General features: G+C 61.8%; 19 protein-coding genes and 2 pseudogenes. 12 read left to right on the top strand and 9 right to left on the bottom strand.

Annotation, left to right across the window (positions count from 1 at the left end):
• Positions 1-141 precede the first annotated feature (141 nt).
• From MIC98_RS13755 to MIC98_RS13715, 9 genes and pseudogenes are all read left to right on the top strand, one after another.
• A pseudogene (locus MIC98_RS13755) lies at positions 142-249 on the top strand (prepilin-type N-terminal cleavage/methylation domain-containing protein); the annotation flags it as partial.
• 368 nt (positions 250-617) lie between these two features.
• Positions 618-2,483, top strand: a complete 1,866-nt coding sequence (locus MIC98_RS13750) for a glycosyltransferase family 39 protein (RefSeq protein WP_239737520.1) — start codon at positions 618-620, stop codon at positions 2,481-2,483.
• Positions 2,484-2,569: 86 nt separating this feature from the next.
• Positions 2,570-2,707: pseudogene (locus MIC98_RS13745) on the top strand (prepilin-type N-terminal cleavage/methylation domain-containing protein); the annotation flags it as partial.
• Positions 2,708-3,053: 346 nt separating this feature from the next.
• A complete protein-coding gene (locus MIC98_RS13740; RefSeq protein WP_239737519.1) occupies positions 3,054-4,823 on the top strand; it encodes an ABC transporter ATP-binding protein in 1,770 nt (589 codons plus the stop codon).
• On the top strand, positions 4,820-6,178 hold the full coding sequence (gene ispD, locus MIC98_RS13735) for a 2-C-methyl-D-erythritol 4-phosphate cytidylyltransferase (protein WP_239737518.1): 1,359 nt from the start codon (positions 4,820-4,822) through the stop codon (positions 6,176-6,178). Before MIC98_RS13740 ends, ispD begins: the two co-directional genes overlap by 4 nt.
• Positions 6,179-6,330: 152 nt before the next feature.
• Complete coding sequence (locus MIC98_RS13730) at positions 6,331-7,245, top strand: FkbM family methyltransferase (RefSeq protein WP_239737517.1); 915 nt, start codon at positions 6,331-6,333, stop codon at positions 7,243-7,245.
• A gap of 26 nt (positions 7,246-7,271) precedes the next feature.
• Positions 7,272-8,015 (top strand): FkbM family methyltransferase, encoded by a 744-nt coding sequence (locus tag MIC98_RS13725; RefSeq protein ID WP_239737516.1) that lies wholly within the window; start codon positions 7,272-7,274, stop codon positions 8,013-8,015.
• Positions 8,015-9,286, top strand: a complete 1,272-nt coding sequence (locus MIC98_RS13720; protein ID WP_239737515.1) for a CDP-glycerol glycerophosphotransferase family protein — start codon at positions 8,015-8,017, stop codon at positions 9,284-9,286. The genes MIC98_RS13725 and MIC98_RS13720 overlap by 1 nt, the downstream gene beginning before the upstream one ends.
• Before the next feature lie 31 nt (positions 9,287-9,317).
• The gene (locus MIC98_RS13715; RefSeq protein ID WP_239737514.1) at positions 9,318-9,707 is read left to right on the top strand and encodes an adenylyltransferase/cytidyltransferase family protein; all 390 of its coding nucleotides are present in this window, start codon (positions 9,318-9,320) and stop codon (positions 9,705-9,707) included.
• On the opposite strand, the gene MIC98_RS13710 is transcribed toward MIC98_RS13715, so the two are convergent.
• From MIC98_RS13710 to MIC98_RS13680, 7 genes are all read right to left on the bottom strand, one after another.
• On the bottom strand, positions 9,704-10,867 hold the full coding sequence (locus tag MIC98_RS13710) for a CDP-glycerol glycerophosphotransferase family protein (RefSeq protein WP_239737513.1): 1,164 nt from the start codon (positions 10,865-10,867) through the stop codon (positions 9,704-9,706). The genes MIC98_RS13715 and MIC98_RS13710 overlap by 4 nt on opposite strands.
• Positions 10,864-11,976, bottom strand: coding sequence for a glycosyltransferase family 4 protein (locus tag MIC98_RS13705; RefSeq protein ID WP_239737512.1), 1,113 nt, complete (start codon positions 11,974-11,976; stop codon positions 10,864-10,866). Before MIC98_RS13705 ends, MIC98_RS13710 begins: the two co-directional genes overlap by 4 nt.
• 58 nt (positions 11,977-12,034) lie before the next feature.
• Complete coding sequence (locus MIC98_RS13700; RefSeq protein ID WP_239737511.1) at positions 12,035-12,892, bottom strand: glycosyltransferase family 2 protein; 858 nt, start codon at positions 12,890-12,892, stop codon at positions 12,035-12,037.
• Between the two features lie 58 nt (positions 12,893-12,950).
• On the bottom strand, positions 12,951-13,331 hold the full coding sequence (locus tag MIC98_RS13695; RefSeq protein WP_239737510.1) for a type II toxin-antitoxin system PemK/MazF family toxin: 381 nt from the start codon (positions 13,329-13,331) through the stop codon (positions 12,951-12,953).
• Positions 13,325-13,576, bottom strand: a complete 252-nt coding sequence (locus MIC98_RS13690; RefSeq protein ID WP_239737509.1) for an AbrB/MazE/SpoVT family DNA-binding domain-containing protein — start codon at positions 13,574-13,576, stop codon at positions 13,325-13,327. The genes MIC98_RS13695 and MIC98_RS13690 overlap by 7 nt, the downstream gene beginning before the upstream one ends.
• Before the next feature lie 365 nt (positions 13,577-13,941).
• Positions 13,942-14,319, bottom strand: a complete 378-nt coding sequence (locus MIC98_RS13685; RefSeq protein WP_239737508.1) for a type II toxin-antitoxin system VapC family toxin — start codon at positions 14,317-14,319, stop codon at positions 13,942-13,944.
• Between the two features lies 1 nt (position 14,320).
• Complete coding sequence (locus tag MIC98_RS13680) at positions 14,321-14,560, bottom strand: type II toxin-antitoxin system Phd/YefM family antitoxin (protein WP_239737507.1); 240 nt, start codon at positions 14,558-14,560, stop codon at positions 14,321-14,323.
• 175 nt (positions 14,561-14,735) lie between these two features.
• Here MIC98_RS13680 and pilB point away from each other — a divergent pair, with 175 nt between their 5' ends.
• The 3 genes from pilB (at position 14,736) to MIC98_RS13665 (ending at position 20,846) form a co-directional block, all read left to right on the top strand.
• Positions 14,736-16,460: a type IV-A pilus assembly ATPase PilB gene (gene pilB, locus MIC98_RS13675; RefSeq protein ID WP_239737506.1), complete on the top strand. Its 1,725-nt coding sequence runs from the start codon at positions 14,736-14,738 to the stop codon at positions 16,458-16,460.
• A 230-nt stretch (positions 16,461-16,690) separates the two neighbouring features.
• Positions 16,691-18,928 (top strand): EAL domain-containing protein, encoded by a 2,238-nt coding sequence (locus MIC98_RS13670; RefSeq protein WP_239737505.1) that lies wholly within the window; start codon positions 16,691-16,693, stop codon positions 18,926-18,928.
• Positions 18,921-20,846: a sensor histidine kinase gene (locus tag MIC98_RS13665; RefSeq protein ID WP_239737504.1), complete on the top strand. Its 1,926-nt coding sequence runs from the start codon at positions 18,921-18,923 to the stop codon at positions 20,844-20,846. The genes MIC98_RS13670 and MIC98_RS13665 overlap by 8 nt, the downstream gene beginning before the upstream one ends.
• 203 nt (positions 20,847-21,049) lie before the next feature.
• On the opposite strand, the gene MIC98_RS13660 is transcribed toward MIC98_RS13665, so the two are convergent.
• Positions 21,050-21,559 carry a transposase gene (locus MIC98_RS13660; RefSeq protein ID WP_239737503.1) on the bottom strand — a complete coding sequence of 170 codons (510 nt, stop codon included), beginning with the start codon at positions 21,557-21,559 and terminating at the stop codon, positions 21,050-21,052.
• A 220-nt stretch (positions 21,560-21,779) separates the two neighbouring features.
• Positions 21,780-23,150, bottom strand: coding sequence for a sigma-54 dependent transcriptional regulator (locus MIC98_RS13655; protein WP_239738184.1), 1,371 nt, complete (start codon positions 23,148-23,150; stop codon positions 21,780-21,782).
• Positions 23,151-23,167: the final 17 nt, after the last annotated feature.

Raw genomic sequence — 23,167 nt, 5'->3', positions numbered from 1 at the left:
CTTTCCGCTGGATGCTGCCATCATGCGCACCGGGGAGTTGGCAGGGGGCTGGCATTTGGCACGCAACCTGCTTCGCATACCCGTACCGGCTGGGCGACGGCCCATCCGTACCTACAATCCAGACCTCTAGGGGATGTACTCATGAAGAAGATGCAGCAGGGCTTTACCCTGATCGAACTGATGATCGTGGTTGCGATCATCGCCATCCTGGCCGCCATCGCGCTGCCGCAGTACCGTAATTACACCCAGCGTTCGGCCAATGGCGCCTGCCTGGCCGAAGCCAAGGCCCACATGAGTGCGGCCGTGGCCAACTGGGCCGATGATCGTACGGCTCCGGACTACACCCCGAAGGCTTGCGATAGCAGCACCGCTGTCACCCCGGATGTGGACAACTACAGCGATGGCGCATCCCTCGACTTCGTGGCGAGGACCAAGGGTAACGCCGACATCCAGAAGAATACCGTGTGCGACGCTGGTAGCGGCTCCTGCCGTCTGATTGATCCGTAATCTGTACCTTGGTTGTGAGACGAAGAGCGCCGAAAGGCGCTCTTCGTCTATCTGGAATATTTATTCATATCCTTCATGGTTCCCGCATGGTGGGGTGGCTTCAAGGGAGCATGGATTCAGTGTCCGGTTCATCTGCTCGTTTTCGGATGGGGGCTGTCCTTCTGGTAGTTCTGGCGGTCTGTTTGTTCGTGCCGGGCCTGCATGGTGGATTCCTGTTCGACGATGTGCCGAACATCGTGAAAAATACCTCGATCCATATTACCCAGTGGAATATGGATGATTTGCTCTATGCGGCCTACAGCTTTCAACCGGGCAAAGGCTCGCGTTCACTGGCGATGCTCAGTTTTGCACTGGACCATTGGCGTGGTGGACTGGACGCGCGCGCATTCAAGATAACGAATCTGCTGATCCATGCACTGACCATGTGCGTGCTGGCGTTGTTTTTCCGCCAATTGCTGGCGATGGCCCGGTGGCCCATACACAAGGCGACAATGTGTGCATTGGTCTTGGCACTGCTGTGGGCCATCCATCCTTTGCAAGTGTCGTCGGTGTTGTATGTGGTGCAGCGCATGCAGACGCTGGTGACATTGTTCGTGGTGTTGGCGCTATGGGCTTATCTTTGCATGCGGCAGGCCCAGATGGAGGGGCGGCGCAGCCGGCAATACGGTGCGCTTGCGATATTGTTTGGTGTGCTGGGATTCGCCAGCAAAGAAGATGCAGCCCTGTTGCCGGCCTATATGCTGGCACTGGAGCTGACCGTGCTGCGTTTCCGTGCCGCGCGACCAGAGTTGGCAAAGGTATTGCGCAATGGCTATCTGGTCGTGGCGCTGGCAGGGCTGGTGATCTATCTGGTACTGGTCGTGCCGCATTACTGGCATTGGGATGCCTACCGCAGTAGAGATTTTTCCAGCTACGAACGCTTGTTGACCCAAGGGCGGGTATTGGTGATGTATCTCGGGCAGATCATGCTGCCTTTGCCCCGTCTGCTGCCCTTCTATTATGACAACCTTGCCATTTCGCGCGGCTGGCTGCAGCCGCTCACCACACTGCCAGCCTGGTTGATGGTAGTGGGAATGCTGGCATGGGCGTGGCGGTGGCGTTCGCGCCGCCCGTTGTTCTCGCTGGGCGTCCTGTTGTTCTTTGCCGGGCACTTCATGACCAGCAACGTCATCAATCTTGAGTTGGCATTCGAACACCGCAACCATTTCCCGTTGGTGGGAGCCATCTTGGCGGTGGCTGATTTGTGCATGATGGCATGGCAGCGCTGGTCGATCCGGACATCCTTGGCCGCTGTGCCGATTGCATTGATCGTGGTTGCATTGGGGACAGGAACCGCATGGCGTGCCCATATATGGGGAGATCCCTTGCGCTTTGCAGAGTACGGGGTTGCCGTCTCGCCGCATTCCGAGCGGGCTTGGCTGCGCCTCAATGGCGTCTACACCGAGCGTAGCGAGTTGAAAGCGGATAGTCCTTGGCTGGACAAGGCAATCGAAGTCTCCGAAAGAGGGGTGGAGATGACGGGCTCCGTGCCATTGCTGTCGAATCTGGTGGTCTACAAGACCATCAAGGGGACGGTGGGAGATGAGGATTGGGACCGCCTTCTGTCACGGTTACGACAGGTACCGGCAAGCGCCCAGAACAGGAACATCCTCTGGGTCCTGCTCAACAATACAAGGCGTGGAGTTCCATTGGATGAGAAGAGGGTGCTGCAGGTCATCGAGGAGATTTCCAGCCGCGCAACCTTCGCTCCAAGCCGATATCTGGAAATCGGGGCCTATATCCACAATGACACCCATTCTCCGGGCAAAGCGCTCCCTTATCTGAGGCGAGCCGTTGAATTGTCCCCGCCCGGTGATCCGGCGATCACAAAATTGTTGGCCGAACTGGCGGCTGCGGACAGAAAGGATTGGGTGAAGAGGTTGATGGATGCCCAGGAACGGGCAGGCCATCACAATCAGGAGCGCAGCATTCCCTAGGTGACGTGAGTTGGCCCGATTTTTGCTGATACCCGGATGTGCCTGCATGCAATGCAGGCGAACATGATCCTATGGAGTGCCTTGGCGTGAACAAGATCCAGCGCGGCTTTACCCTGATTGAACTGATGATTGTCGTGGCGATCATCGCCATCTTGGCGGCCATCGCCCTGCCGCAATATCGCGACTACACCCAGCGTTCGGCCAACGCGGCCTGTCTGGCCGAGGCGAAGGCTTTCATGGGCGCTGCGGTGGCCGATCTGGCCGATGAGAGGCTGCCCGACCCTGCCTACAAGCCAAAGGCATGTGACGAAACTGCCGATCCCGGGCTCGCAGTCGGTGACTTCGCCAATCCCAGGACGGTCACGTTCACGACAGCATCCCGTGGGAATGCCAGCATCAAGAAGAATGTTGATTGTGGCACCGGGAGTGCGCAGTGCGAGCTGCAGGACTGATTGCCTTGCAGAGCTTGTGGTCCATGCGTTCCACCTGAGGGGTGGCTGCCGATCATCGGGCATGCACGGGTACAATGACGCCGCCAGTCTTGGGGCGTGAAGCCATACCCGTGAAACGATGATCGCCGACCTCAGGAAAATCTGGGCCGTATTCACTCCTGTGGAGCGTCGCAAGGCGACGTGGATGCTGGCATTGGTGGTACTGATGGCCGCAGCGGAGACGCTGGGTGTGCTGTCGATCATGCCATTCCTGTCGGTGCTGGGCCGGCCGGCGGTGATCCACGAGAACCCGCTGCTGCAAGCGGCCTACGCAGGGCTGGAGTTCACAGATACGCGTGGCTTCATCTTCGCGCTGGGCATTGCTTCGATTACGGTGGTGCTGCTGTCCTCGATGTTCAAGGCGGTAACCCTGCATCTGCTTAACCGCTTTGTCCATCTGCAACGGCATTCGATCAGCAGCCGTTTGTTGTCGGTGTATCTGCACCAGCCATACGAATTCTTCCTGCTGCGAAATACTTCCGACCTGTCCAAGAACATTCTGTCGGAAGCTGATCAGTTGCTGTTCAACCTTGTTCAGCCGCTATCCCAGTTGGTCGCGCAAGGCGCGGTGATTCTGGCGATGACGTTGCTGGTCTTCTTTTATGACCCTGTGGTCGCGTTTGGCATCCTGTTCGGGGTCGCGCTGCTGTACGGTGCCATCTATACCTTGGTACGAAAGCGTCTGGCGCGGATTGGTGCGGAACGAGTGATGGCCAATCGTCAGCGTTACCAAGCTTGCAACGAGGCGCTTGGCGGTATCAAGGATGTGAAGGTCACCCATTCGGCCGATGCTTATGTCGGGCGCTTCAATGCCTCCTCGCGTCTGTATTCGCGCCATCTTGCTGCCAGTGACACATTGAGCCAGACGCCGCTGTATCTAGTGGAAGCGACCGGTTACGGTGGGCTGATCTTGATTGCGCTGGTGTTGCTGTTGCGTTCCGGTGACATTGGACATGTGTTGCCAGCGCTTGGTCTTTATGGCTTTGCCGCTTACCGGATGCTGCCGGCAGCGCAGATCGTTTATCGCGGTTTCGCCAAGTTGAAGTTCTCGTCGCCGGTGTTGGATGCGATTCACGCCGACTTGGCATTGCCGGAGGCGGGTGAGCCGGTGGCACACGGGTTGTTGGTGCCGCAGCGGGAGATTCGCCTGTCCGGCATTCGCTATGCTTATCCATCCATGCCAGACAAGCCAGTGCTGGATGGTTTCGAACTGGTCATTCCGGCCAATACCAGCATCGGTATCGTCGGTCGTAGTGGGGCAGGAAAGAGTACGCTGATGGACGTGCTGCTGGGGCTGCTGCAACCGCAGTTGGGCACGTTGAGCATCGATGGTGTGGCGGTGGATGAAGGAAACGTGGCCGCGTGGCAGCGTGCAATCGGTTACGTGCCGCAGCACATCTTCCTGCTGGATGCGAGCGTGGCAGCGAATATCGCTTTCGGCGTGCCCGAGCACAAGATCGACATGGCAGCGGTGGAGCGCGCGGCGCGTGCGGCGCAGTTGCACGATTTCATCGTGGGCGAGCTTGCGAATGGTTATGAGACTGAAGTTGGTGAGCGCGGCATCCGCCTTTCAGGTGGGCAGCGCCAGCGTGTCGGCATTGCACGGGCGTTGTATCGTGATCCGCCGGTGCTGTTCTTCGATGAGGCGACAAGTGCGCTGGATGCACAGACCGAGGAGGCGCTGAACGATGCGATCCGGGGGGTGTCCGGCAGCAAGACAATCGTCGTGATCGCGCACAAGGAAGCATCGTTGAGAGAATGCGACAGGGTGATTCATGTCACTCCCGGTGCAGCATCTACTTCCGGGCAGAAATGCACCAGCCAACAAATTTCAGTTGATAACGAATGAGCGACGTAAAAAAAATCGCAGTCATCCTCGCGTCTGGCTCAGGTATTCGTTTCGGTGCTCCTGTACCTAAGCAATTCCTGAAGTTGGCGGGCAAAACGGTTCTCGAACACACTCTGGATGTATTCGAACGGCACCCAGCCATCGATGAGGTCGTGATAGTTGGAAGTGCCGACAATCTGCTACTGATCAACGAAATCATCAATCGTGCTGGCTACAGGAAAGTAACCAAGGTTGTATCCGGTGGCACAACTCGCCAGCAAAGCTCTGCGGCTGGCATCGCCGCCATTTTGGGGGATGACCACAAGGTACTGGTTCACGATGCGGTCAGGCCTCTCCTCGACCATGCGACGATTGACCGCTGCCTGCATGCGCTGGAGCGGGGCGATGCTGTGGATACTGCAATTCCCGCCAGCGATACCGTGATCCAGGTGACGCCCGAGTCGCGTATTGCCAACATTCCGGATCGCTCGGTGCTGCGCCTTGGTCAGACTCCGCAGGCATTCCGCTCCGGCGTGCTACGCAAGGCGCACGAATTGGCAAAGTCCGCCCCGGATCTGATGGTGACCGACGATTGTGGGCTGATTCTGCACTACAGCTTGAGCGATGTGGAAGTCGTCGCCGGAGATGTCAACAACATCAAGATCACCTATCCATCCGACATCTATTTGGCGGATCGCATTTTCCAGTTGCGGGCCCGTCGGATTGGCGTTGGCGAAGGCGATCTGGCTCTAGCTGGCAAGACAATCGTGGTATTCGGCGCGAGCCGCGGCATCGGCAAGAGCGTCTGCGAGATCGCCACGGCGGCTGGAGCCAACGTGATTGCGGTTTCCCGGGCAAGCGGTGTGGATATCTGCGACGAAAAGGCGGTACGAACCACCTTGCGCGAAGCCGTCGAATCCTATGGCCGGATTGACGCAGTGATTGCGACCGCCGGCATCCTTCGGACGGGCCTGATCGCCGGGCAAAACTACTCGATCATCGACGAGCAGATTGCTACCAATCTGCGCGGCAGCATTGTTGTTGCCCGCGAAGCGTTCGAAGCCATGCGTGAAGCCGGCGGAAGCATTGCTCTGTTCACGTCGAGCTCGTATACGCGTGGTCGAGCCAGATACAGCGTTTATTCGGCAACCAAGGCCGCCATCGTCAACTTGGTGCAGGCGCTAAGTGAAGAATTCCTACCGTTCCACGTGCGGATCAATGCTATCAACCCGGAGCGTACGGCGACGCCGATGCGGATCGAGAATTTCGGTGTCGAGCCTGCCGAGGCATTGCTCGATGCGAATGTAGTCGCGCAGGAAACCCTGTCAGCTTGCTTTTCACAATCAACCGGAGAAGTCATCGATATACGGCTTTAATCGGCCGCGTCTAGCATGGGTGCCTACTCCATCTTGGGGTGTGCGCGTGTGAACGGTGCAGGATTACCTGTGGGTCGGGAGTTATTCAAATGCGGTTCTTGCCAAATTGAATTTTCAAGAAAATTTGACATTGTTCTTGTGGATACTTCAACATGAAGGTAGTCAAAAAGATGCTGGGGATATTGCGTATCGCCAGAGGCATCTCAAATCACCCGATTCATCGAGGCCGCAAGACGAAGGCGATCATCCGTTGGTTATTCCTTGTCATTTCCAGTCGTTTGACACCGACGCGGCAAATTGCAATTCCGTATGTGGGTGAATCAATACTCGTCTGGCCGGAAGAATCCACAAGTGTGACGATCTGTGCTAGGTATGGCCTTGGAGAATACGCCGACATGGCTTTTCTCTTGCACATGCTTCGGAGCGATGACATCTTCTGTGATGTCGGAGCGAATGCTGGGGTCTATACCGTCCTTGCCGGGCATTCGGTAGGATGTAATGTAGTCGCAATCGAGCCAATCCCTAGGACATTTGATCTCCTGATGCAGAATGTTTTTGCGAACCACATTGCACCGAAGGTTGATGCAAAAAACATCGGGGTTGGCAGCAAGCGTGACGTCCTGAATTTCACGTCATCGCTTTGGAGTTACAATCATGTCGTTGAAACATGCGGTGATGAAACTATACGGGTCGATGTATTTCCATTGGATCATGTTCTCAATGGAAATATTCCTTGTGCCATCAAGATAGATGTCGAAGGGTTTGAGGCGCAGGTGATCCAAGGGGCTATGAAGACCCTTTCGAATCCCTTGCTTCAGGCCGTTATCGTCGAAGTGTGGCATGGACATTTGGAGCGATACAGCAATTCCACGAGTGATGTCTTGCTTGCCCTGCAAGAGGCTGGGTTGCACGGCCCCTATTGGTATGAGCCGGAGGGCCGGATTTTGATAAACCCCGGTCAGCAAGAGAAGCGGAAATTCAATCAAATTTTTGTAAGAGATATTGATTGGGTTCTGGCGCGTGTCAAGGAGTCGCGCCAGTATGAGATTCATGGAGCACTCGTTTGAATTTTAATTTTCCGAGAGTGCAGGGAATGTCCATCATAAATTTAATTGACGGTCGTCTGCATGCGCTTTTGAATCGTCGTGGCTATTTGCTTATGCGTAAGTCCAATCCCAATTACTACTTGGGACGCCGCATGAAGCTGATGCGCAGCTACGGGATCGACATGGTGCTGGACGTAGGAGCCAATACTGGGCAGTACGCAATCCGCCTGCGTGAGATGGGCTACACCGGCGAAATCGTGTCCTTCGAACCCATGCGCTCCGCTTATGAACGATTGGTAAGCAATTCAAACCATGATCACCTTTGGAGTTGCCGCGATTTCGCGCTCGGTGATTCCGAATCCGACGTGGAAATCCATGTCTCTGGCAACTCTGTGTCGAGTTCGATTTTGCCAATGCTTCCAGAACACGAGAAGCATGCTCCCGCTTCCCACGTCATCAATGATGAGGCCATTCATGTCAAGCGTATGGATACCTTGCCCGACTGGAGCCAGTGGAGGGCGAAGAAGGCGACGTGGCTAAAGATCGATGTGCAAGGCTATGAGCGTCAGGTGCTTGATGGAGCAAGCGGCTGCATTGCTGATATCGCCGCCATTCAACTGGAACTTTCGCTGCGTCCGTTGTATGCGCAGCAGCTTACCATCATCCCGATGATGGAACGGCTCGCGGAACTTGGATTTGATCCCGTCGCCTTCGAGCCAGGGTTCTCTGACAAGGAGAGTGGCGAATTCTTGCAGGTTGATGGGATTTTCCGTAACCGGCGGATGCGCTGATGCCAGTCCCCAACCTCTGGCGCGATGCGCGTACCAACTTCGTCGAAATTTCCATAAGCCTCATGGGCTGGCTGCTGTTAGCCCCGCTAGCCGCCCTTCCTCTGAGACGACGTGATTGGATTGCCGTCATTGGCCGCGAGTCCGGCGCTTTTGTCGACAACACCAAATATTTCTACATCGATGTCGCTACGGACAATGCCAATGGGCTGCGCATCGTGCACATCACTGAACGAAAGGATGTGGCAGAGGCGATTGCCGGCGAGGGCGGGCAGGCCTTTGTATACCCATCTTTGCGCGCCGCATGGTTCCTCATGCGCTGCGGGTTGGCGGTAGTGGATTCTGTCGAGTGGTACAAGAGGGCGCGTCGTTTCCTGCTTGTCAGGGCGCGACTGGTTCAACTCTGGCACGGTGTAGGCTTCAAGCGCATCGAGCTGGACAAATGGCGCAACGAAGCCGAGGGGAAAAAGTTCCTGTCCAGCAGGTGGTTGCTATGGCCTCGCATGGTGCGCAGGTATCTGTATGGCCGCGCACCGATGTACGACGCGGTCGCGACGACTTCCGTTTTCTATCGCGACAACGTGTTCACGACTGCGTTTCGCAGCCGTCATTTTCCGATCACCGGGTATCCGCGCAATGCGTTCGCCAACACACATCCGCTGGCATGGGTCAATGTCGATGTTGGCATTCGCGACAGGCTGAATGAGTGGGCCGAAGCGGGCCGTAAGCCGGTCTTCCTTGCTCCGACCTTCCGCGATTCTCGTGCGACACCGCTCGGTCTGGATGATGGGAAACTGGCGATGCTTGACGCGTTCTGCGAAAAGCATGGCTTTGAGTTCGTCTTCAAATTCCACCCCTACGAGCGTGGCGCATCCAGGATCGCAGGACGGCATCTGCATGTCGTGGATCCGTGCAGTGATGCGTACCCGCTGTTGCCATTGATGCATGCCTTGGTTACCGACTACTCGTCGATTTACATGGATTTTCTATTGCTCGATCGTCCGGTTCTGTTTATGACTCCAGATCTGGAAAAATATATTTCCAGTGATCGCGGAATCCAGTTTGATTTCGAGTCGATGACGCCCGGCCCGAAGTTCAGAACCTGGGACGAGCTATTGGCAGGCTTGTTGCAGCCGGAGCCTCCAGAATGGCGGGATTGTCGCCATCGCCTCGCACGCATGGCCTTCGATGGCTTGCCGCAGAACATGGCAACTAATCAACTCTTGCGCTTCTTTACGGAGCAGGGTTGGATTGAACCTGCGGTGCGCGGATAGAATTTTTAGGCATAAACTTCCTGCCAAGCTCATGACGACTGTTCTTACCTTTGGCACCTTTGACGTATTTCATGTCGGCCATCTGCGTATTCTTGAACGCGCAGCGGCTCTCGGTGACCGCCTCATCGTCGGTGTTTCCTCGGACGCACTCAATATCGCCAAGAAGGGGCGGGCACCGGTGTTCTCGCAGGAAGAGCGACTGTGCCTTGTGAGGGCACTGCGTTGCGTTGACGAGGTATTCGTCGAAGAGGCGCTGGAGTTGAAGCGTGACTACCTGCGTCAGTGTCGGGCCGATATCTTGGCAATGGGTGATGACTGGCGCGGTCGCTTTGACGAATTTGGTGATATCTGCCGGGTGGTTTATTTCGAGCGTACCCCTGCCATTTCCACGACGGCGGTGATCGAGAAAATCAGGCTTTAGCTGCGTGCCGCGGTGTGGAGTATTGCGTTCAAGCGGTTGACGCAGCGCTGAGTGGCGTTTCCGTCTGCGCACTCGCCGTATATCGCCAGCTTCGTCGATTGATGACCAGCTTGATGGTGCTGCCAGTATCGTTCCGGTGCGACGAGACAGGTCTCCAATGACTGAAGCAGTTCCGACAGGTCGCCGATGACGGCTCCAAAGCGATATTCCGGCCCGAGCGAGAAGCCCTTGCGGAACGGGGGGGGGACGTCGAGGAACAATGTGGGCCGATCCAATAGCAGGAAGTCGAACGCGATGGATGACCAGTCGCAGATCAGGATGTCACTGGCCAGCAGGATGGACTCGGTGTCCGGGTAATCGCGGCTGGGCAGTTGCAGTATGTTTGGTTGCAGGACCGCTACCATGGCGTCACTGTTGAGATGACTGCGCAGCAGCACGGTTGCTCCGTGCCGGGCTGCGATGGTGGACAGTGCGCCCATGAATGTTTGTTCGGTGCAACCAAACGGGTAAATACTCCGGCCTTTGTCGTCCTGTCGCCAAGTTGGGGCAAACAGGAGGGTTTTGCCGCACGTTTCTGGTTTCAGTCCCAGCCGCTGCTTGGCGGTGGCGGGCCCCATGTCGGGACGGATCAATCGGTCTACGCGGGCATAGCCGGTGGCATGGACAATGCCGGGAGGAAATCCGAATTTCCTGATCCATAGTTGGCGTTGCGATTCCGATGCTACCCAGACTTCGTCATAGTGCCGTTGGAGGCGGAAGTCGTCCGCATCGAAGCCCTTGAATGGCACGCCATGCCAGACGTCCACGCACTTCAGCCCGGCCTTGCGATAGGAGGGCAGCAGTGGTTCGAGGCTGTGCAATCCGTGATCGCTGACCAGCACGCGGGTGCGGGCCAGCAGCATTGCCGCGCCGAAGCTGCATGCCCATTGGCTGCGGATACCATTGCGCTGTAATGCCCGGCAGTAGGTTCGGTCCATGCTGACAAATACTGCGGCAGAGCAGCCCTGGTAGAGCGGCAGCAGATTGCCATTGAGCCTATGCCCATAAAGGACGATGGCTGATTTCCGCATGAAGGGCCGAAGGATCAATCCCGTTATGGCTTGTATGGCGAAGCTGGTGAGGAGGAGCCAATGCACCGGGTTGTGCTTGTCTATCTTCATTGGCGGACGGTTGCTACAGGGGGCATGCCGAGTTGAAGGGCTTCGCACAGGTTCTTGCCGAAGTTCGGCCAGGCGAAATTCCGTGCGAAAGCGATTGTCTTGTCTCGGTCGAAAGCGGACTGCTTGTCAAATGAATGCAGTACGGCTCTTGCCAGCGCCGGGTAATTTCCGGGTTCCACCAGTACCCCGGATTGTCCCGGGGCGACGGCATTGACTATTCCCCCGGTGGCGAATGCCGCCGTGGGTATGCCGTGTGCGGCTGCTTCGATGGCAACCATGCCGAAGCCTTCTGGATCACCAGGGATATGGCGAACAGGGAACACATGGGCCGAAGCGGACTCGTAGGCGCATGCCAGTTCGGCGGGAGTGGTGATGACACCGAGAAAGCGGAGGTGCTGACCGATACCGGCCTCATCGGCTGCGGCCTGGATACTCTCGCGCGTTTGCAGGTTTGCGTTCAATGCGTCAGTAGGGACGTCGCCAATGATGACGAGCAAGGCATCCGGCACCTCACGGACAATGATTGGTAGTGAGTTTTGAACGAATTCACGCAGCCCCTTGCGGGTGGTCAGGCGGCCGATTGAAAGCAAAATGCGGTGGCTTCCGAGGCGATGCCGTTGGCGGAACTCCTGCAATGCATCAAATGGTTGTGGAGTGTCGGGCACCTGGACGCCGGGATGTACGATATGCATGCGGGTTGTATTCACCCCCAGCGCCTGAGCAAGTTCGGCGGTGGGTTGGCTGTTTGCGATGGCGATATCCATGCGACGAATGGCCGGATGCCATATCGCCCGATATACGGGGTGCCGCACTGCGACATCCAAACCATGCAGATATATGGCGGCACGAGCGCTGACAGCCCGTGCCGCCATCAATGCTGCAGGGGCGGTCAGCCCGCTTCCGGCTAACACGATATCGGGTTTCCAGCGGCGGGCGATGCGTAATGCTTGCCATGCGGATGCTGCCAGGAATCGCGATAGCGGGCGTAGCGGCACTTCGGTCAGTTCGACTTGATCCGGACGCGTGGCTGCGGAGCCTTCAGGACCGACTATGGCTACGTCTGCATGGTGCGACAGTTCGTCGGCAATATGCCAATTCAGTCGTTCCATGCCACCCACCAGTGGCGGTAGATTGCGGGTGACGAGGAGAATCCGGGGGCGTAGGGGTTCAGCCATCGCGCCGATAGGTCAGATTGGTGATCTGCTCGGAAATCAGCCCGATCAGGAAGATGATTACTGCTGCGCTGAACAGCAGGACGCTCATATTGGTGAAACGATGCATGGTGGCGAAGGTGTAGCCGTAATAACCCAGCCCAGTGAGGAAAAAGGCAATGGCTACGGGTGCAAACAGTTTCAACGGCGAATACAGCGTGGCGATCTTGAAAATGATCAGCAGGAAACGAATGCCGTCCTTTATCGGGCGGATGTGGCTGCCGGTCCCCACGCGCTTGGCTACCGGGATGGGCACATAGGCTACCGGGTAGGCGCTGCGGAAGAACGCCATGGTGCTGGTGGTGGGGTAGCTGAAGCCATTGGGCAGCAGGTGCAGGAACTCACGGAACTTCTCCGCGCGTACGGCGCGGAAGCCGGAGGTCAGGTCATCGATGCGGTGGCCGGTCATGTGGCTGGCCAAGCGGTTGTAGAAGCCGTTGGCCAGGCCGCGATGCAGGTTGGCCTGGCCGCTGGCGTCTCGCGCTCCTACCACCATGTCGTATCCCTCTTCCAGTTTGGCCAGCAGCGCGGCGATGTGTTGCGCGCTGTGCTGGCCGTCGGCATCCATGAACACCAGCACGTCGCCGCTGGCGGCGCGGCTGCCGCGCTTGATCGCCGCGCCGTTGCCCATCGAGTAGGGGTTGCTGACCACCTGCGCACCGTGGCTGGCGGCGATGGCGGCGGTGTCGTCGGTGGAGCCGTCGTTGACGACGATGATCTCGGCCTGCGGGTATGCCTGCCGCAGTGCCGGCAAGGTGCGTTGCAGGCCCTCGGCCTCGTTCTTGGCCGGCAGGATGATGCTCAGTTGCTGCACGTGGTGTACCTGTTGATTCTCCCCGGCCACATGGTAGCGGGAAGCGGCATGGGGGAGGTCAGGCCAGTTGCATGATCTGGTTGAGGACCAGCAGTACCTCGGCGAATGCCCCATCGCCAATGCGGCGCATGGGGTGGGGGCGGGCACCACGTACACGCCAGTCGAAGGATTTGGGTTGGTGGCAAAGTACGTAGCTGGGGGCGCCGGCTTTGCGCCCGCTGGCCACGCCGGCAAGCACGGCAAACGGGTTGTCCGCGTTGTAGGCGGCGGTTGTCATTGGCAACCCCAGCACCAGCGAAGTGCGTTCATTGAAGGCGCGTGGGGACAGCACCAGGAACGGGTGCACATCGCGCATTTCGCGGCCGGCCTGTGGGTTGCAGTCGATCCAGATGACATCCTGCCTGTCAGGCTGCCAAGTCTTGCTCTTGGGGGCTACCACCGTTCGGCACCCTGCATGTCGCAGGCCATGGCTTCGCCGCCATGGCGCGTTGCATCGAAGCGGGCCAGCCGTTGTGACAGGCTGGGAGTGGCCTCGCGCAGGGGTTCGATCACCACCCGGCCGTCTTCCACGTGCACCCGCACGCGCTGCTCGGCTTGCAGGTGGGCGGCACGCGCCACCTTGGCGGGCAGGCGCACGCCGAGGCTGTTGCCCCAGTGCTTGATGTCCAGCAGGGCTTCGGTCATTGGCTGTCTCCGTGGCAGAATGTTTAAACGCGTTTATACCACGGGTGTGTGGTGAAGGCATGGGTGCCAAATGAATGGGGCATCAGCTTGTTGGGAAGTGAGGCTCACCCTTCAGCTGCCGAGAAGGGCTGCCGTCTGCGCGGGTGGCAGTGGGTGCAGGGGCGATCACTGTTGCTTATGCCCATTCAATTGGGCTTGCAGATGCCGCCCGGCTTCGATCAGGCGGTAGACGTTTGCCAAGCCGCGACGCAGGTTGGTTTGGTAAACGGCGTCGTCGGCAAGGCTCCGTGCCGGGCAAGCCCGGCACCTACGGGGGCTTGCGGGGCGGGATAATGACCATGGATTCGTTTGCAGGTCGTGCCGAATCATTCCACCAGACGAACTGATGGCCCGTAGCCCATCAGGGTTGCATCGGCAGTGAGCAGGGGGATGCCTTCGGTCATTGCCTGTGCAACCAGCAGGCGATCAAAGAGGTCCCCATGCAAGGCCCCGAGGGAAAAGACTTCGACGGCATGTGTTGCCTGCACCGGCAGCAAGTCGAAGCCGGAAGGCTCGATGGCGTCAAGTACTTCCTGCGGGTTGATTTTCAGCTTGCCCAGGCCGGCCTTGATACTGATTTCCCAAAGCGAGGCCGTGCTGACCAGCACCTCGGAGCGCTCGATGAGGCCGCGGGTTTTCCTGCCCAGTTTGGCTGGGTTGTCGAGCGCCCACAGCAGCACGTGCGTATCCAGCAGCAGGCGCATGTCAGGCCTGCTTGCCGGAAATCAGGAAGTCTGCCGGTAGTGGGGCATCGAAATCCGGGGCAATCCCGACTTTTCCCTGCAACAGGCCGAGCTTCTTGGGTTTGACGACGGGGGCCAGCGGTACCAAGCGCGCCATCGGTTTGCCGGCCTTGGCGATGATGATTTCCTCGCCCGCCGAGGCTTGCTCCACCAGCCGTGACAGGTGGGTCTTGGCTTCATGGATGTTGATTGCGGTGCGCATGGGCAATCTCTTGCCATCGGATTGGTCTGGTTTAGTCTAGTCCGACCGGGAATCGAGTACAAAGGGATGCCGATGATTCATTGGCGATGTTGGTGGCCCGTCGTGCAGTCATGCCTGCGATGGGGCCGCTTGCCCGTACAATCGCCCCATTGCTGTCTGCTCTGGGGAAAACTGAATGAACGCAGCCGCCAATCTCGTGGGCATCACCGGCATTGCGCGCAGGCTGGTGCAGGACGGGGCGCTGGACGAGGCCGTCGCCCGCAATGCAATGGCACAGGCCGGGGAGGCCAAGGTGCCGCTGGCGCAGTGGCTGGCTGACAAGCGCCTGGCCACCGCGGCGCAGTTGGCCGCGGCCAACGCCGTGGAATTCGGCATGCCGCTGCTGGACGCGTCGGTGTTCGACGCCAGCCACAATGCGATGAAGCTGGTCAGTGAGGAATTGCTGCGCAAGCACAACGTGCTGCCGCTGTTCAAGCGCGGCGGCAAGCTGTTCATCGGTACCAGCCACCCCACCCAGTCGCTGGATGAGATCAAATTCCACACCAATCTGGTGGTCGAGCCGATCCTGGTGGACGAGGACCAGATCCGCCGCACCCTGGAGCTGTGGGTGGCCAGCAACGATTCGCTGGGCGATTCGCTGGGCGGCGGCGACGAGGATATGGGCGACCTGGAGGTCAGTGCCGGCGACGAGGACATGGGCGGTGGCAGCGACTCCGGCGTCGATGCCAAGGGCGATGACACCCCGGTGGTGAAGTTCGTCAACAAGGTGCTGGTGGACGCCATCCGCAAGGGCGGTTCGGACATCCACTTCGAGCCCTATGAAGACGACTACCGCGTGCGTTTCCGCATCGACGGCCTGCTCAAGACCGTGGCCAAGGCGCCAGTGAAGCTGCGCGAGCGCATCGCCGCGCGCCTGAAGGTGATGTCGCAGCTGGATATCGCCGAGAAGCGCGTGCCGCAGGACGGCCGCATCAAGCTCAACCTGTCCAAGACCAAGCAGATCGACTTCCGCGTCAGCACCCTGCCGACGCTGTTCGGCGAGAAGATCGTGCTGCGTATCCTCGACGGCAGCGCGGCCAAGCTGGGCATCGACAAGCTTGGCTACGAGCCGGAGCAGCAGAAACTGTTCCTGGAGGCCATCCACAAGCCCTACGGCATGGTGCTGGTGACCGGCCCCACCGGCTCGGGCAAGACGGTGTCGCTGTATACCGCGCTGGGCATCCTCAACGACGAGACCCGCAACATCTCCACTGCCGAGGACCCGGTGGAAATCCGCCTGCCGGGCGTGAACCAGGTGCAGCAGAACAACAAGCGCGGCATGACCTTCGCCGCGGCGCTGCGCTCGTTCCTGCGCCAGGACCCGGACGTGATCATGGTCGGCGAAATCCGCGACCTGGAAACGGCCGAGATCGCCATCAAGGCAGCGCAGACGGGCCATATGGTGCTGTCCACGCTGCACACCAACGACGCGCCGCAGACCATCGCGCGCCTGATGAACATGGGCATCGCCCCGTACAACATCACTTCGTCGGTGACGCTGGTGATCGCCCAGCGTCTGGCGCGGCGGCTGTGCAGCCATTGCAGGCGGCCGGCGGACCTGCCGGAAAACGCGCTGCTCGCCGAGGGCTTCACCCCGGCGCAGATCAGCCAGGGCATCCAGTTGTACGAGCCGGTCGGCTGCGACGACTGCACCGAGGGCTACAAGGGCCGTACCGGCATCTACCAGGTGATGCCGATGACCGACGAGATCGCCACCATCGTGCTGCGCGGCGGCAACGCGCTGGACATCGCCGAGGCCGCGCAGCAGATCGGCGTCAACGACCTGCGCCAGTCGGCCCTGCTCAAGGCGGCGCAAGGCATCACCAGCCTGGCCGAGATCAACCGCGTCACCAAGGACTGAGCCAGTCCCCCACGCCTTTGTGGATGCGGGGCTCGCCCCGCGGCGCTTTCCCGGTGAAGCCCCGTGCCGGGCAAGCCCGGCACCTACGCGTCCTGCTCCTCAAGCAGGTTGACGCCCGGCCGATACCTTGGGGACAGGGGCTGGCAGGGTGGTTCGACCGCTGCGCGGGGTTGCGGTAGGCTGGCGCGGCACGTGTCGGTCCACGCAGCGGTGTCTGGGGGAAAGAGTGCATGAGCGGTAGCGTTCGGTCGGGCGATGACAGGATGTTCGAGTTCCGCCAGGAACAGGCAGACGACGGTCCGCCTGCCGACGGTGTCGCTTTTACCGTGTTGAGCGTGGACGACGACCCCGCGTTCCAGCAGTCGCTGCGCATGGCGCTGTCCGACTTCCGCTTCAACGACAGCCCGCTGCGGCTGCTGACCGCATCCTCCTCCAGTGAAGCGCAGGAGGTGATGGTCGCCCACCCCGATGTCTCGGCCATCCTGCTGGACGTGGTGATGGAGAGCGACGACGCCGGCCTGCAGCTGGTGCGCGCGGTGCGCGAGCAACTGGGCAACGCCGAGGTGCGCATCGTGCTGATCACCGGCCAGCCGGGCATGGCGCCGATGCGCAAGACGCTGCAGCAGCTGGATGTCAGCGATTACTGGCTGAAGACCGACCTGTACCGCGAGCGCCTGCAGGGCATCGTCACCGGCTCGCTGCGCACCTGGAGCGAGATCCACGCGCTGGCGCGGGCCAAGCGCGGCCTGCAGCACATCGTGCAGATGGGCAACCGCCTGACCGGGCAGCGCGACCTGGACGGTTTTTCGCGACAGTTGCTGCATGAACTGGCCACGTTGCTGGAAATGCCCGCCGATGGCCTGGTGTGCGTGCGCGAGGACGGGAACGGCACGCCGCCGGAGGGCGTGCGCGTGATTGCCGCCGATGGTGCCTTCGCGACGCAGCAGGGGCGCTGGCTGGCGGATGTCGACGATGCGATGGCGCGCGACCTGCTGGCCGAGGCGTTCGTCAGCCGTGCCAGCGTCGGCATGCCGGCCTGCCAGATGCTGTACCTGGATGGCGATGGCCGGGTGCCGCCGCTGGTGGCGTACCTGGCCAGCGAGCGTTCGCTCGACGCCGAGGAACATGAACTGCTGCAGGTGTTCACCGCCCATGCCAATGCCAGCCTGGTCAATGTCGATCTGACCTCGCGGCTGGACCGGGTGGCCTACCGCGACAGCCTGCTCGACATTCCCAACGGCAATGCGCTGCGGCTGGAGCTGCAGCAGGTGCTGGAGCAGCCCTGGCCCAGCGGGCAGAGCCTGCTGGTGGTGGACCTGGGGCAATACACCGACGGCAGCCTGGCGCTCGGCCCGGAGCAGGGCGACCTGCTGCTGCAGCGCATGGCCGAACGGCTGGCGCAGCTGTATCCCCCGCCATGCAGGGTGGCGCGGTTGCACGAGGGCACGTTCGCGGTGCTGGGCCCGACGACGTGGCTGGCGCTGGATCCGGTCAGCGCACTGGAACAGAGCGAGGACACCGGCGAGCTGCCGTTCCTGCGGGTGGATGCGGCGCGGGTGGACCTGGACCATTACCGCGGCGGTGCCGGCGGAGCAGTCGCCGCCGGCCTGCTGCTGGTGAACCGCATCCGCGCCGATGGCGGGCATGGCGTGGCCGACTACCGTGCCGAGGGCGAGCAGGAGAACCTGCAGCGTTTCCTGCAGTCGCGGGCACTGTACCGCGCATTGCGCGAGGACCGCATCGGTGTCGCGTTGCAGGCGCAGGTGGACATGGACAGCGGCGCCGTCGTCGGCGCCGAGGTGCTGGCGCGCTGGAACGAGAACGGCCAGCCGGTGTCGCCGGCGGAGTTCATCCCGGTGGCCGAGGCCAGCGGCCTGATCGTGCCGCTGGGCCAGCGCGTGATCGAACTGACCTGCGACGCGCTGCGCGCGCTGGAAGCGGCCGGCTTCCCCGAGGTGCCGCTGTCGGTGAACGTGTCGCCGCTGCAATTGCACCGGCGCGAATTCATCGACGAACTGGCGGCCACGCTGGAGAAGCAGGGCATCGAACCGCGGCGGATGGAGCTGGAAATCACCGAAGGCGCGGTGATGAACGACTACCAGGCCGGACGCGAACTGTTGGCGCGGTTGCGGCGATTGGGGTTCGGCATCGCCGTGGACGATTTCGGCACCGGCTATTCGTCGCTGCGCTACGTGCACTCGCTGCCGGTGACGCGGCTCAAGCTGGACCGCCACTTCACCTCGGAAATCGGCGAAGCCCGCGTCGAAAGCAGCGTGGCCGACATGATCCTCGCGCTGGGGCGCCGGCTGGGGCTGGACGTGGTGGCCGAAGGCGTGGAAACCCGGGAGCAGGCCAACTGGCTGCGCGAACACGACTGCCCCTGCGCCCAGGGCTATCTGTTCGCGCGGCCCGAACCGCTGGAGGATTTCATCGCCCGCATGCGCCGGCAGCGGACGGGCGATGGCTGAAGTGCCGCGCGCGGGGTTCCTCCGGCGGCGCTGGCAGGAGGCCTGGGCGGGCGTGCGCCTGCAGCCGTGGCGGGTGGCGCTGATCGCCGCGCCGTGGTTGCTGGGCCTGCTCACCGCGCTGCCGTTGCTCTGGTACGAAACCGACCGGGTGCTGCGCGTGCCCGAGCGCCAGGCCAGCCACGACGCGGTGCAGTACGCCGCGCAATCCATGCTGCGCTGGATGGAGCGGCTGAGCGACGACGCCCGTTTCCTCGCGCTGCTGACGCCGCGCCTGCTGGAGGACGGTTCGCAGGCTTCGCTGGTGGAAACCTATGGCAGTTTCCTGCGTGCCGGCAGCGACTACCACAAGGTGCGTTGGCTGGATGCCACCGGCCACGAGCGCCTGCGCCTGGACCAGGACGGCGGCGACATCCGGCGGGTGCCGGTGCCGTCCCTGCAGGACAAGCAGGGACGCCCGTTCTTCGAGAAAGCGCTGCCGCTGCAGCCGGGGCAGGTGCATCTTTCGCCGCTGGACCTGAACGTCGAGAACGGCGGCATAGAGCAGCCGCTGCGGCCCACGCTGCGCGCGTCCTCGCCCTTCGTGCTGGCCGACGGCGGCAGCGGCGTGGTGGTGCTCAACCTGCATGGCCGCGTGCTGCTGGAGCGGCTGCGCGAACAGGCGCAGCAATCCGGCTTCACCCTGTACCTGGTGCACCCCAGGGGCTATTGGTTGATCGGCCCGCAGGCATCCGATGCGTGGGGCTGGCAACTGGGGCACCGCGAGCGCAACGTGGCCGCGTTCGACCCGGCGCTGTGGCGCGAACTGCAGCGGCATCCGGCCGGTTACTGGCAGGGGTGGAGTTTCTCCACGCTGGAAGCCGCATGGGGGCAGGGCGAGGGCCGCCTGCTGGCGCATGCCGACCCGACGCTGGCGCAACTGCGCATCCTCGTGCACCGCGTGCCGCCGCAGGGAGCGCGTTGGCAGCTGATCCTGGCCGTGTTCGCGGTGCTCGGCCTGTGCATGGTGGCGTGGGTGGTGCTCGGGCAGGCGCGCGGGTTGGCGCGCGAGACCGCCTACGTGCAGCGCCTGCGCGACGGCAACGCGGCGCTGGCGTTGGCCAACGAGCGCCTGCTGATGGCGCAGCAGGAACTGGCGCGCGCCGAACGGCTGTCCTCGCTGGGGCTGATGGTGGCCGGCGTCGCGCATGAAATGAACACGCCCTTGGCCAGCGCGCAGCTGGCGCTGGGCAGCCTGGGCGATGCCATCACCACCCTGCAGGAGCAATTGCGCACGGGGCTGCGGCGTTCGGAGATGGACGCCTTCCTCGCCAATGCGACCAGCGCCTGCACCCTGGCCGGCAACGAATTGCGGCGCAGCGCGGCGCTGGTGCAGCGGTTCAAGCAGGTGGCGGTGGACCGTGCCTCGCTGGAACGGCGACGGTTCGACCTGGCCGAAGTGCTGTTGGATGCCGATCCGCGGCTGCGCAAGGGCGGGCCGGTGGAAGGCGTGGAACTGGTGCTGGAGCTGGAACCGGGCGTGGCGATGGACAGCTACCCGGGGCCGCTGGGGCAGGTGGTGGCCAACCTGTTCGCCAATGCCCTGCTGCATGGCTGCCCGCCGGGTGGCCCGGGCCGCATCGCCCTGTCGGCGCGTGCGGACGGCCCAGGGCAGGTGCGTATCGACGTGGCCGACGACGGGCAGGGAATCGCGGCCGACGACCTGCCGCGCATCTTCGAGCCGTTCTTCACCACCCGCCGCAACCGCGGGGGCACCGGGCTGGGGCTGCACATCGTCCACCAGATCGTGACCGAGGTGCTGGGCGGACGCATCGAGTTGCACAGCCGCCGTGCCGGCGCCCCCGGCGACGGGCCGGCGGGAACGCGTTTCGGCTTGTACCTGCCGTGCCAGGGCCCGGACCGCACGGCCGAAACCCCGTAGATGCGGGGCTTGCCCCGCATGGAGCCTTCTCGGTGAAGCCCCATGCCGGGCAAGCCCGGCACCTACGTGCAGCACGGTGAGGTGGCTTGTGTAGATGCGGGGCTTGCCCCGCATGAAGCCTTCCCGGTGAAGCCCCGTGCCGGGCAAGCCCGGCACCTACGATGTACAGCGGCTGTGGATGAGAGGCTTTGCCGGGGAATGCTCTATAGGTCATCGAATCCCGCATGGCGGGAAATCCATTGGCATCCCCAGTACGTGTATTCCCGGATGTCGGCGACCAACCCGGCGCGCAGCGGGTTGGCGACGACGTACCGCGCCTGTACCCGCAGGTCCTCGTCATCGCGCAAACGATGGTCGTAGAAGCCGCTTTGCCAGACAGGTCCCGAAACCCGTCGAATCGTGTTGATGGCCCGCGCGCAACGCGATTTGAAGCGACGAAGGCAGGCCGAAAGATCATCCTCGCGCAAGGTAAACAGCCAATGCAGATGGTCGGGCATGGCCACCCATGCATGGGTCTGGCTGATGCCTTCCCGGTCGCAGTGGTGCAGTTGGTCGTGTACGACATTGGCCAGCGCCGGCGTCTGGAACAATGGTTGCCGGTGATGTGTGGCCATGGTCACGGCATACACCGCATTTTGCCGGGAATGACGCCCTCTCGTGAGTCTTGGGCTGGACATGCGGCCAGCGTGCGGGCAGGCGATGGCGACGTGCATCGGAGATTGCCGCATGTCGCATCGGCGAAATCCTTGCGAGCGCCGCAAGCGGTCGGATTTGTAGAGCGAGGCTTGCCCTGCTGGGGGATCGCCGGGAAAGCTTCGTGTGGGGCAAGCCCCACACCTACATGATGCGCGGTGGAGGCTTGTGTAGATGCGGGGCTTGCCCCGCATGGGGCTTTACCGGGCAAGCTCCGCGGCATCTGTGAGAGATGGCCGGTCAGTCCATCCCCAGTTTCTTCAGCTTGTAGCGCAGCGCCCGGAAGGTGATGCCCAGCTGGGCGGCGGTGCGGGTGCGGTTCCAGCGGTTTTCTTCCAGCGCCTTCTGGATCGCGGCGCGCTCCATCTGCTCGATGTAGGACGGCAACGCGGCATTGGCCGGGTCGGGGTCGGCCGCCGTTTCGGCCTGCACGGCGGTGGCGGTTTCGTGGCGCGGGGCTGGCAGGTGCAGGTCGCCGGCGCCGATGCTGTCGCCTTCGACCAGGGCGAGGGCGCGCTCGAGGATGTTCTCCAGCTCGCGCACGTTGCCGGGGAAGGCATAGCCGGCCAGGGTATCCAGCGCCGAGGGCGACAGCAGCGGCGTCGGCAGCTGCTGCGCGCGGGCCAGGCGGCGCAGGATGGCGGCGGCCAGCTGCGGCAGGTCCTCGCGGCGTTCGCGCAACGGCGGCACGCGCAGCTCGATGACATTGATGCGGTAGTACAGGTCGTGGCGGAAACGGCCGTCCTGCACCAGTTCGGACAGGTCCTTGTGGGTGGCCGAGAGGATGCGCACGTCCACCGGCACCTCGCTGGCCGCGCCGACCGGGCGCACGGATTTTTCCTGGATGGCGCGCAGCAGCTTGACCTGCATCTGCAACGGCAGCTCGGCCACTTCGTCGAGGAACAGCGTGCCGCCGTGCGCGGCCTGGAACAGCCCCGGCTTGTCGGCATGGGCGCCGGTGAAGCTGCCCTTCTTGTGGCCGAAGAACTCGCTTTCCATCAGTTCGCCGGGGATGGCACCGCAGTTGACCGGCACGAACGGCCCGGCCGCGCGCGCGCCTTGGTCGTGGATGGTACGCGCCACCAGCTCCTTGCCGACGCCGGATTCGCCGACGATGTAGACCGGCGCCTGGCTGCGCGCGACCTTGGCGATGGTCGCGCGCAGGGCGTCCATCGCCGGCGAGTCGCCGAGCAGGCGCGAGGCGCTCTCGGCCGGTTCCACCCTGGCCGGGCGCTCGATGTTGTTCAGTTCCAGTGCGTGGCGGACCATGCCGCGCAGCACGCCGATGTCCACCGGCTTGCTGACGAAATCGAAGGCGCCGGCCTTCAGCGCCTCCACCGCCAGGTCCATGCTGCCGAAGGCGGTGATCATCGCCACCGGCGTGCACGGGTGGTCGCGGGCGATTTCGGTGACCAGCTCGATGCCGTTGCCGTCGGGCAGGCGCATGTCGGTCAGGCACAGGTCGAAGCGGTTGTTGGCCAGCAGTTCGCGGGCTTCGGCCAGGTTGGCGGCGGTGCTGATGCGCAGCCCCATGCGGCCGAGGGTGAGCACCAGCAGTTCGCGGATGTCGCGTTCGTCGTCGACGACCAGGGCGCTATGCGTCACATTCATGCTGGAACGATAGCCGA

The organism is Stenotrophomonas sp. NLF4-10 (genome assembly GCF_022359915.1).
Lineage (GTDB): Bacteria > Pseudomonadota > Gammaproteobacteria > Xanthomonadales > Xanthomonadaceae > Stenotrophomonas > Stenotrophomonas daejeonensis.
Note: the sequence above shows the minus strand (reverse complement) of the source record. Positions and strands in the feature narration are given on the sequence as shown.

Bases quoted from the DNA above. Each gene is read 5' to 3' on its own strand.
- MIC98_RS13750 (WP_239737520.1), top strand. From the start codon at position 618: ATGGATTCAGTGTCCGGTTCATCTGCTCGTTTTCGGATGGGGGCTGTC.
- MIC98_RS13740 (WP_239737519.1), top strand. From the start codon at position 3,054: ATGATCGCCGACCTCAGGAAAATCTGGGCCGTATTCACTCCTGTGGAG.
- ispD (WP_239737518.1), top strand. From the start codon at position 4,820: ATGAGCGACGTAAAAAAAATCGCAGTCATCCTCGCGTCTGGCTCAGGT.
- MIC98_RS13730 (WP_239737517.1), top strand. From the start codon at position 6,331: ATGAAGGTAGTCAAAAAGATGCTGGGGATATTGCGTATCGCCAGAGGC.
- MIC98_RS13725 (WP_239737516.1), top strand. From the start codon at position 7,272: ATGTCCATCATAAATTTAATTGACGGTCGTCTGCATGCGCTTTTGAAT.
- MIC98_RS13720 (WP_239737515.1), top strand. From the start codon at position 8,015: ATGCCAGTCCCCAACCTCTGGCGCGATGCGCGTACCAACTTCGTCGAA.
- MIC98_RS13715 (WP_239737514.1), top strand. From the start codon at position 9,318: ATGACGACTGTTCTTACCTTTGGCACCTTTGACGTATTTCATGTCGGC.
- MIC98_RS13710 (WP_239737513.1), bottom strand. From the start codon at position 10,867: ATGAAGATAGACAAGCACAACCCGGTGCATTGGCTCCTCCTCACCAGC.
- MIC98_RS13705 (WP_239737512.1), bottom strand. From the start codon at position 11,976: ATGGAACGACTGAATTGGCATATTGCCGACGAACTGTCGCACCATGCA.
- MIC98_RS13690 (WP_239737509.1), bottom strand. From the start codon at position 13,576: ATGACCGAAGCCCTGCTGGACATCAAGCACTGGGGCAACAGCCTCGGC.
- MIC98_RS13685 (WP_239737508.1), bottom strand. From the start codon at position 14,319: ATGCGCCTGCTGCTGGATACGCACGTGCTGCTGTGGGCGCTCGACAAC.
- MIC98_RS13680 (WP_239737507.1), bottom strand. From the start codon at position 14,560: ATGCGCACCGCAATCAACATCCATGAAGCCAAGACCCACCTGTCACGG.
- pilB (WP_239737506.1), top strand. From the start codon at position 14,736: ATGAACGCAGCCGCCAATCTCGTGGGCATCACCGGCATTGCGCGCAGG.
- MIC98_RS13670 (WP_239737505.1), top strand. From the start codon at position 16,691: ATGAGCGGTAGCGTTCGGTCGGGCGATGACAGGATGTTCGAGTTCCGC.
- MIC98_RS13665 (WP_239737504.1), top strand. From the start codon at position 18,921: ATGGCTGAAGTGCCGCGCGCGGGGTTCCTCCGGCGGCGCTGGCAGGAG.
- MIC98_RS13660 (WP_239737503.1), bottom strand. From the start codon at position 21,559: ATGCACGTCGCCATCGCCTGCCCGCACGCTGGCCGCATGTCCAGCCCA.
- MIC98_RS13655 (WP_239738184.1), bottom strand. From the start codon at position 23,150: ATGAATGTGACGCATAGCGCCCTGGTCGTCGACGACGAACGCGACATC.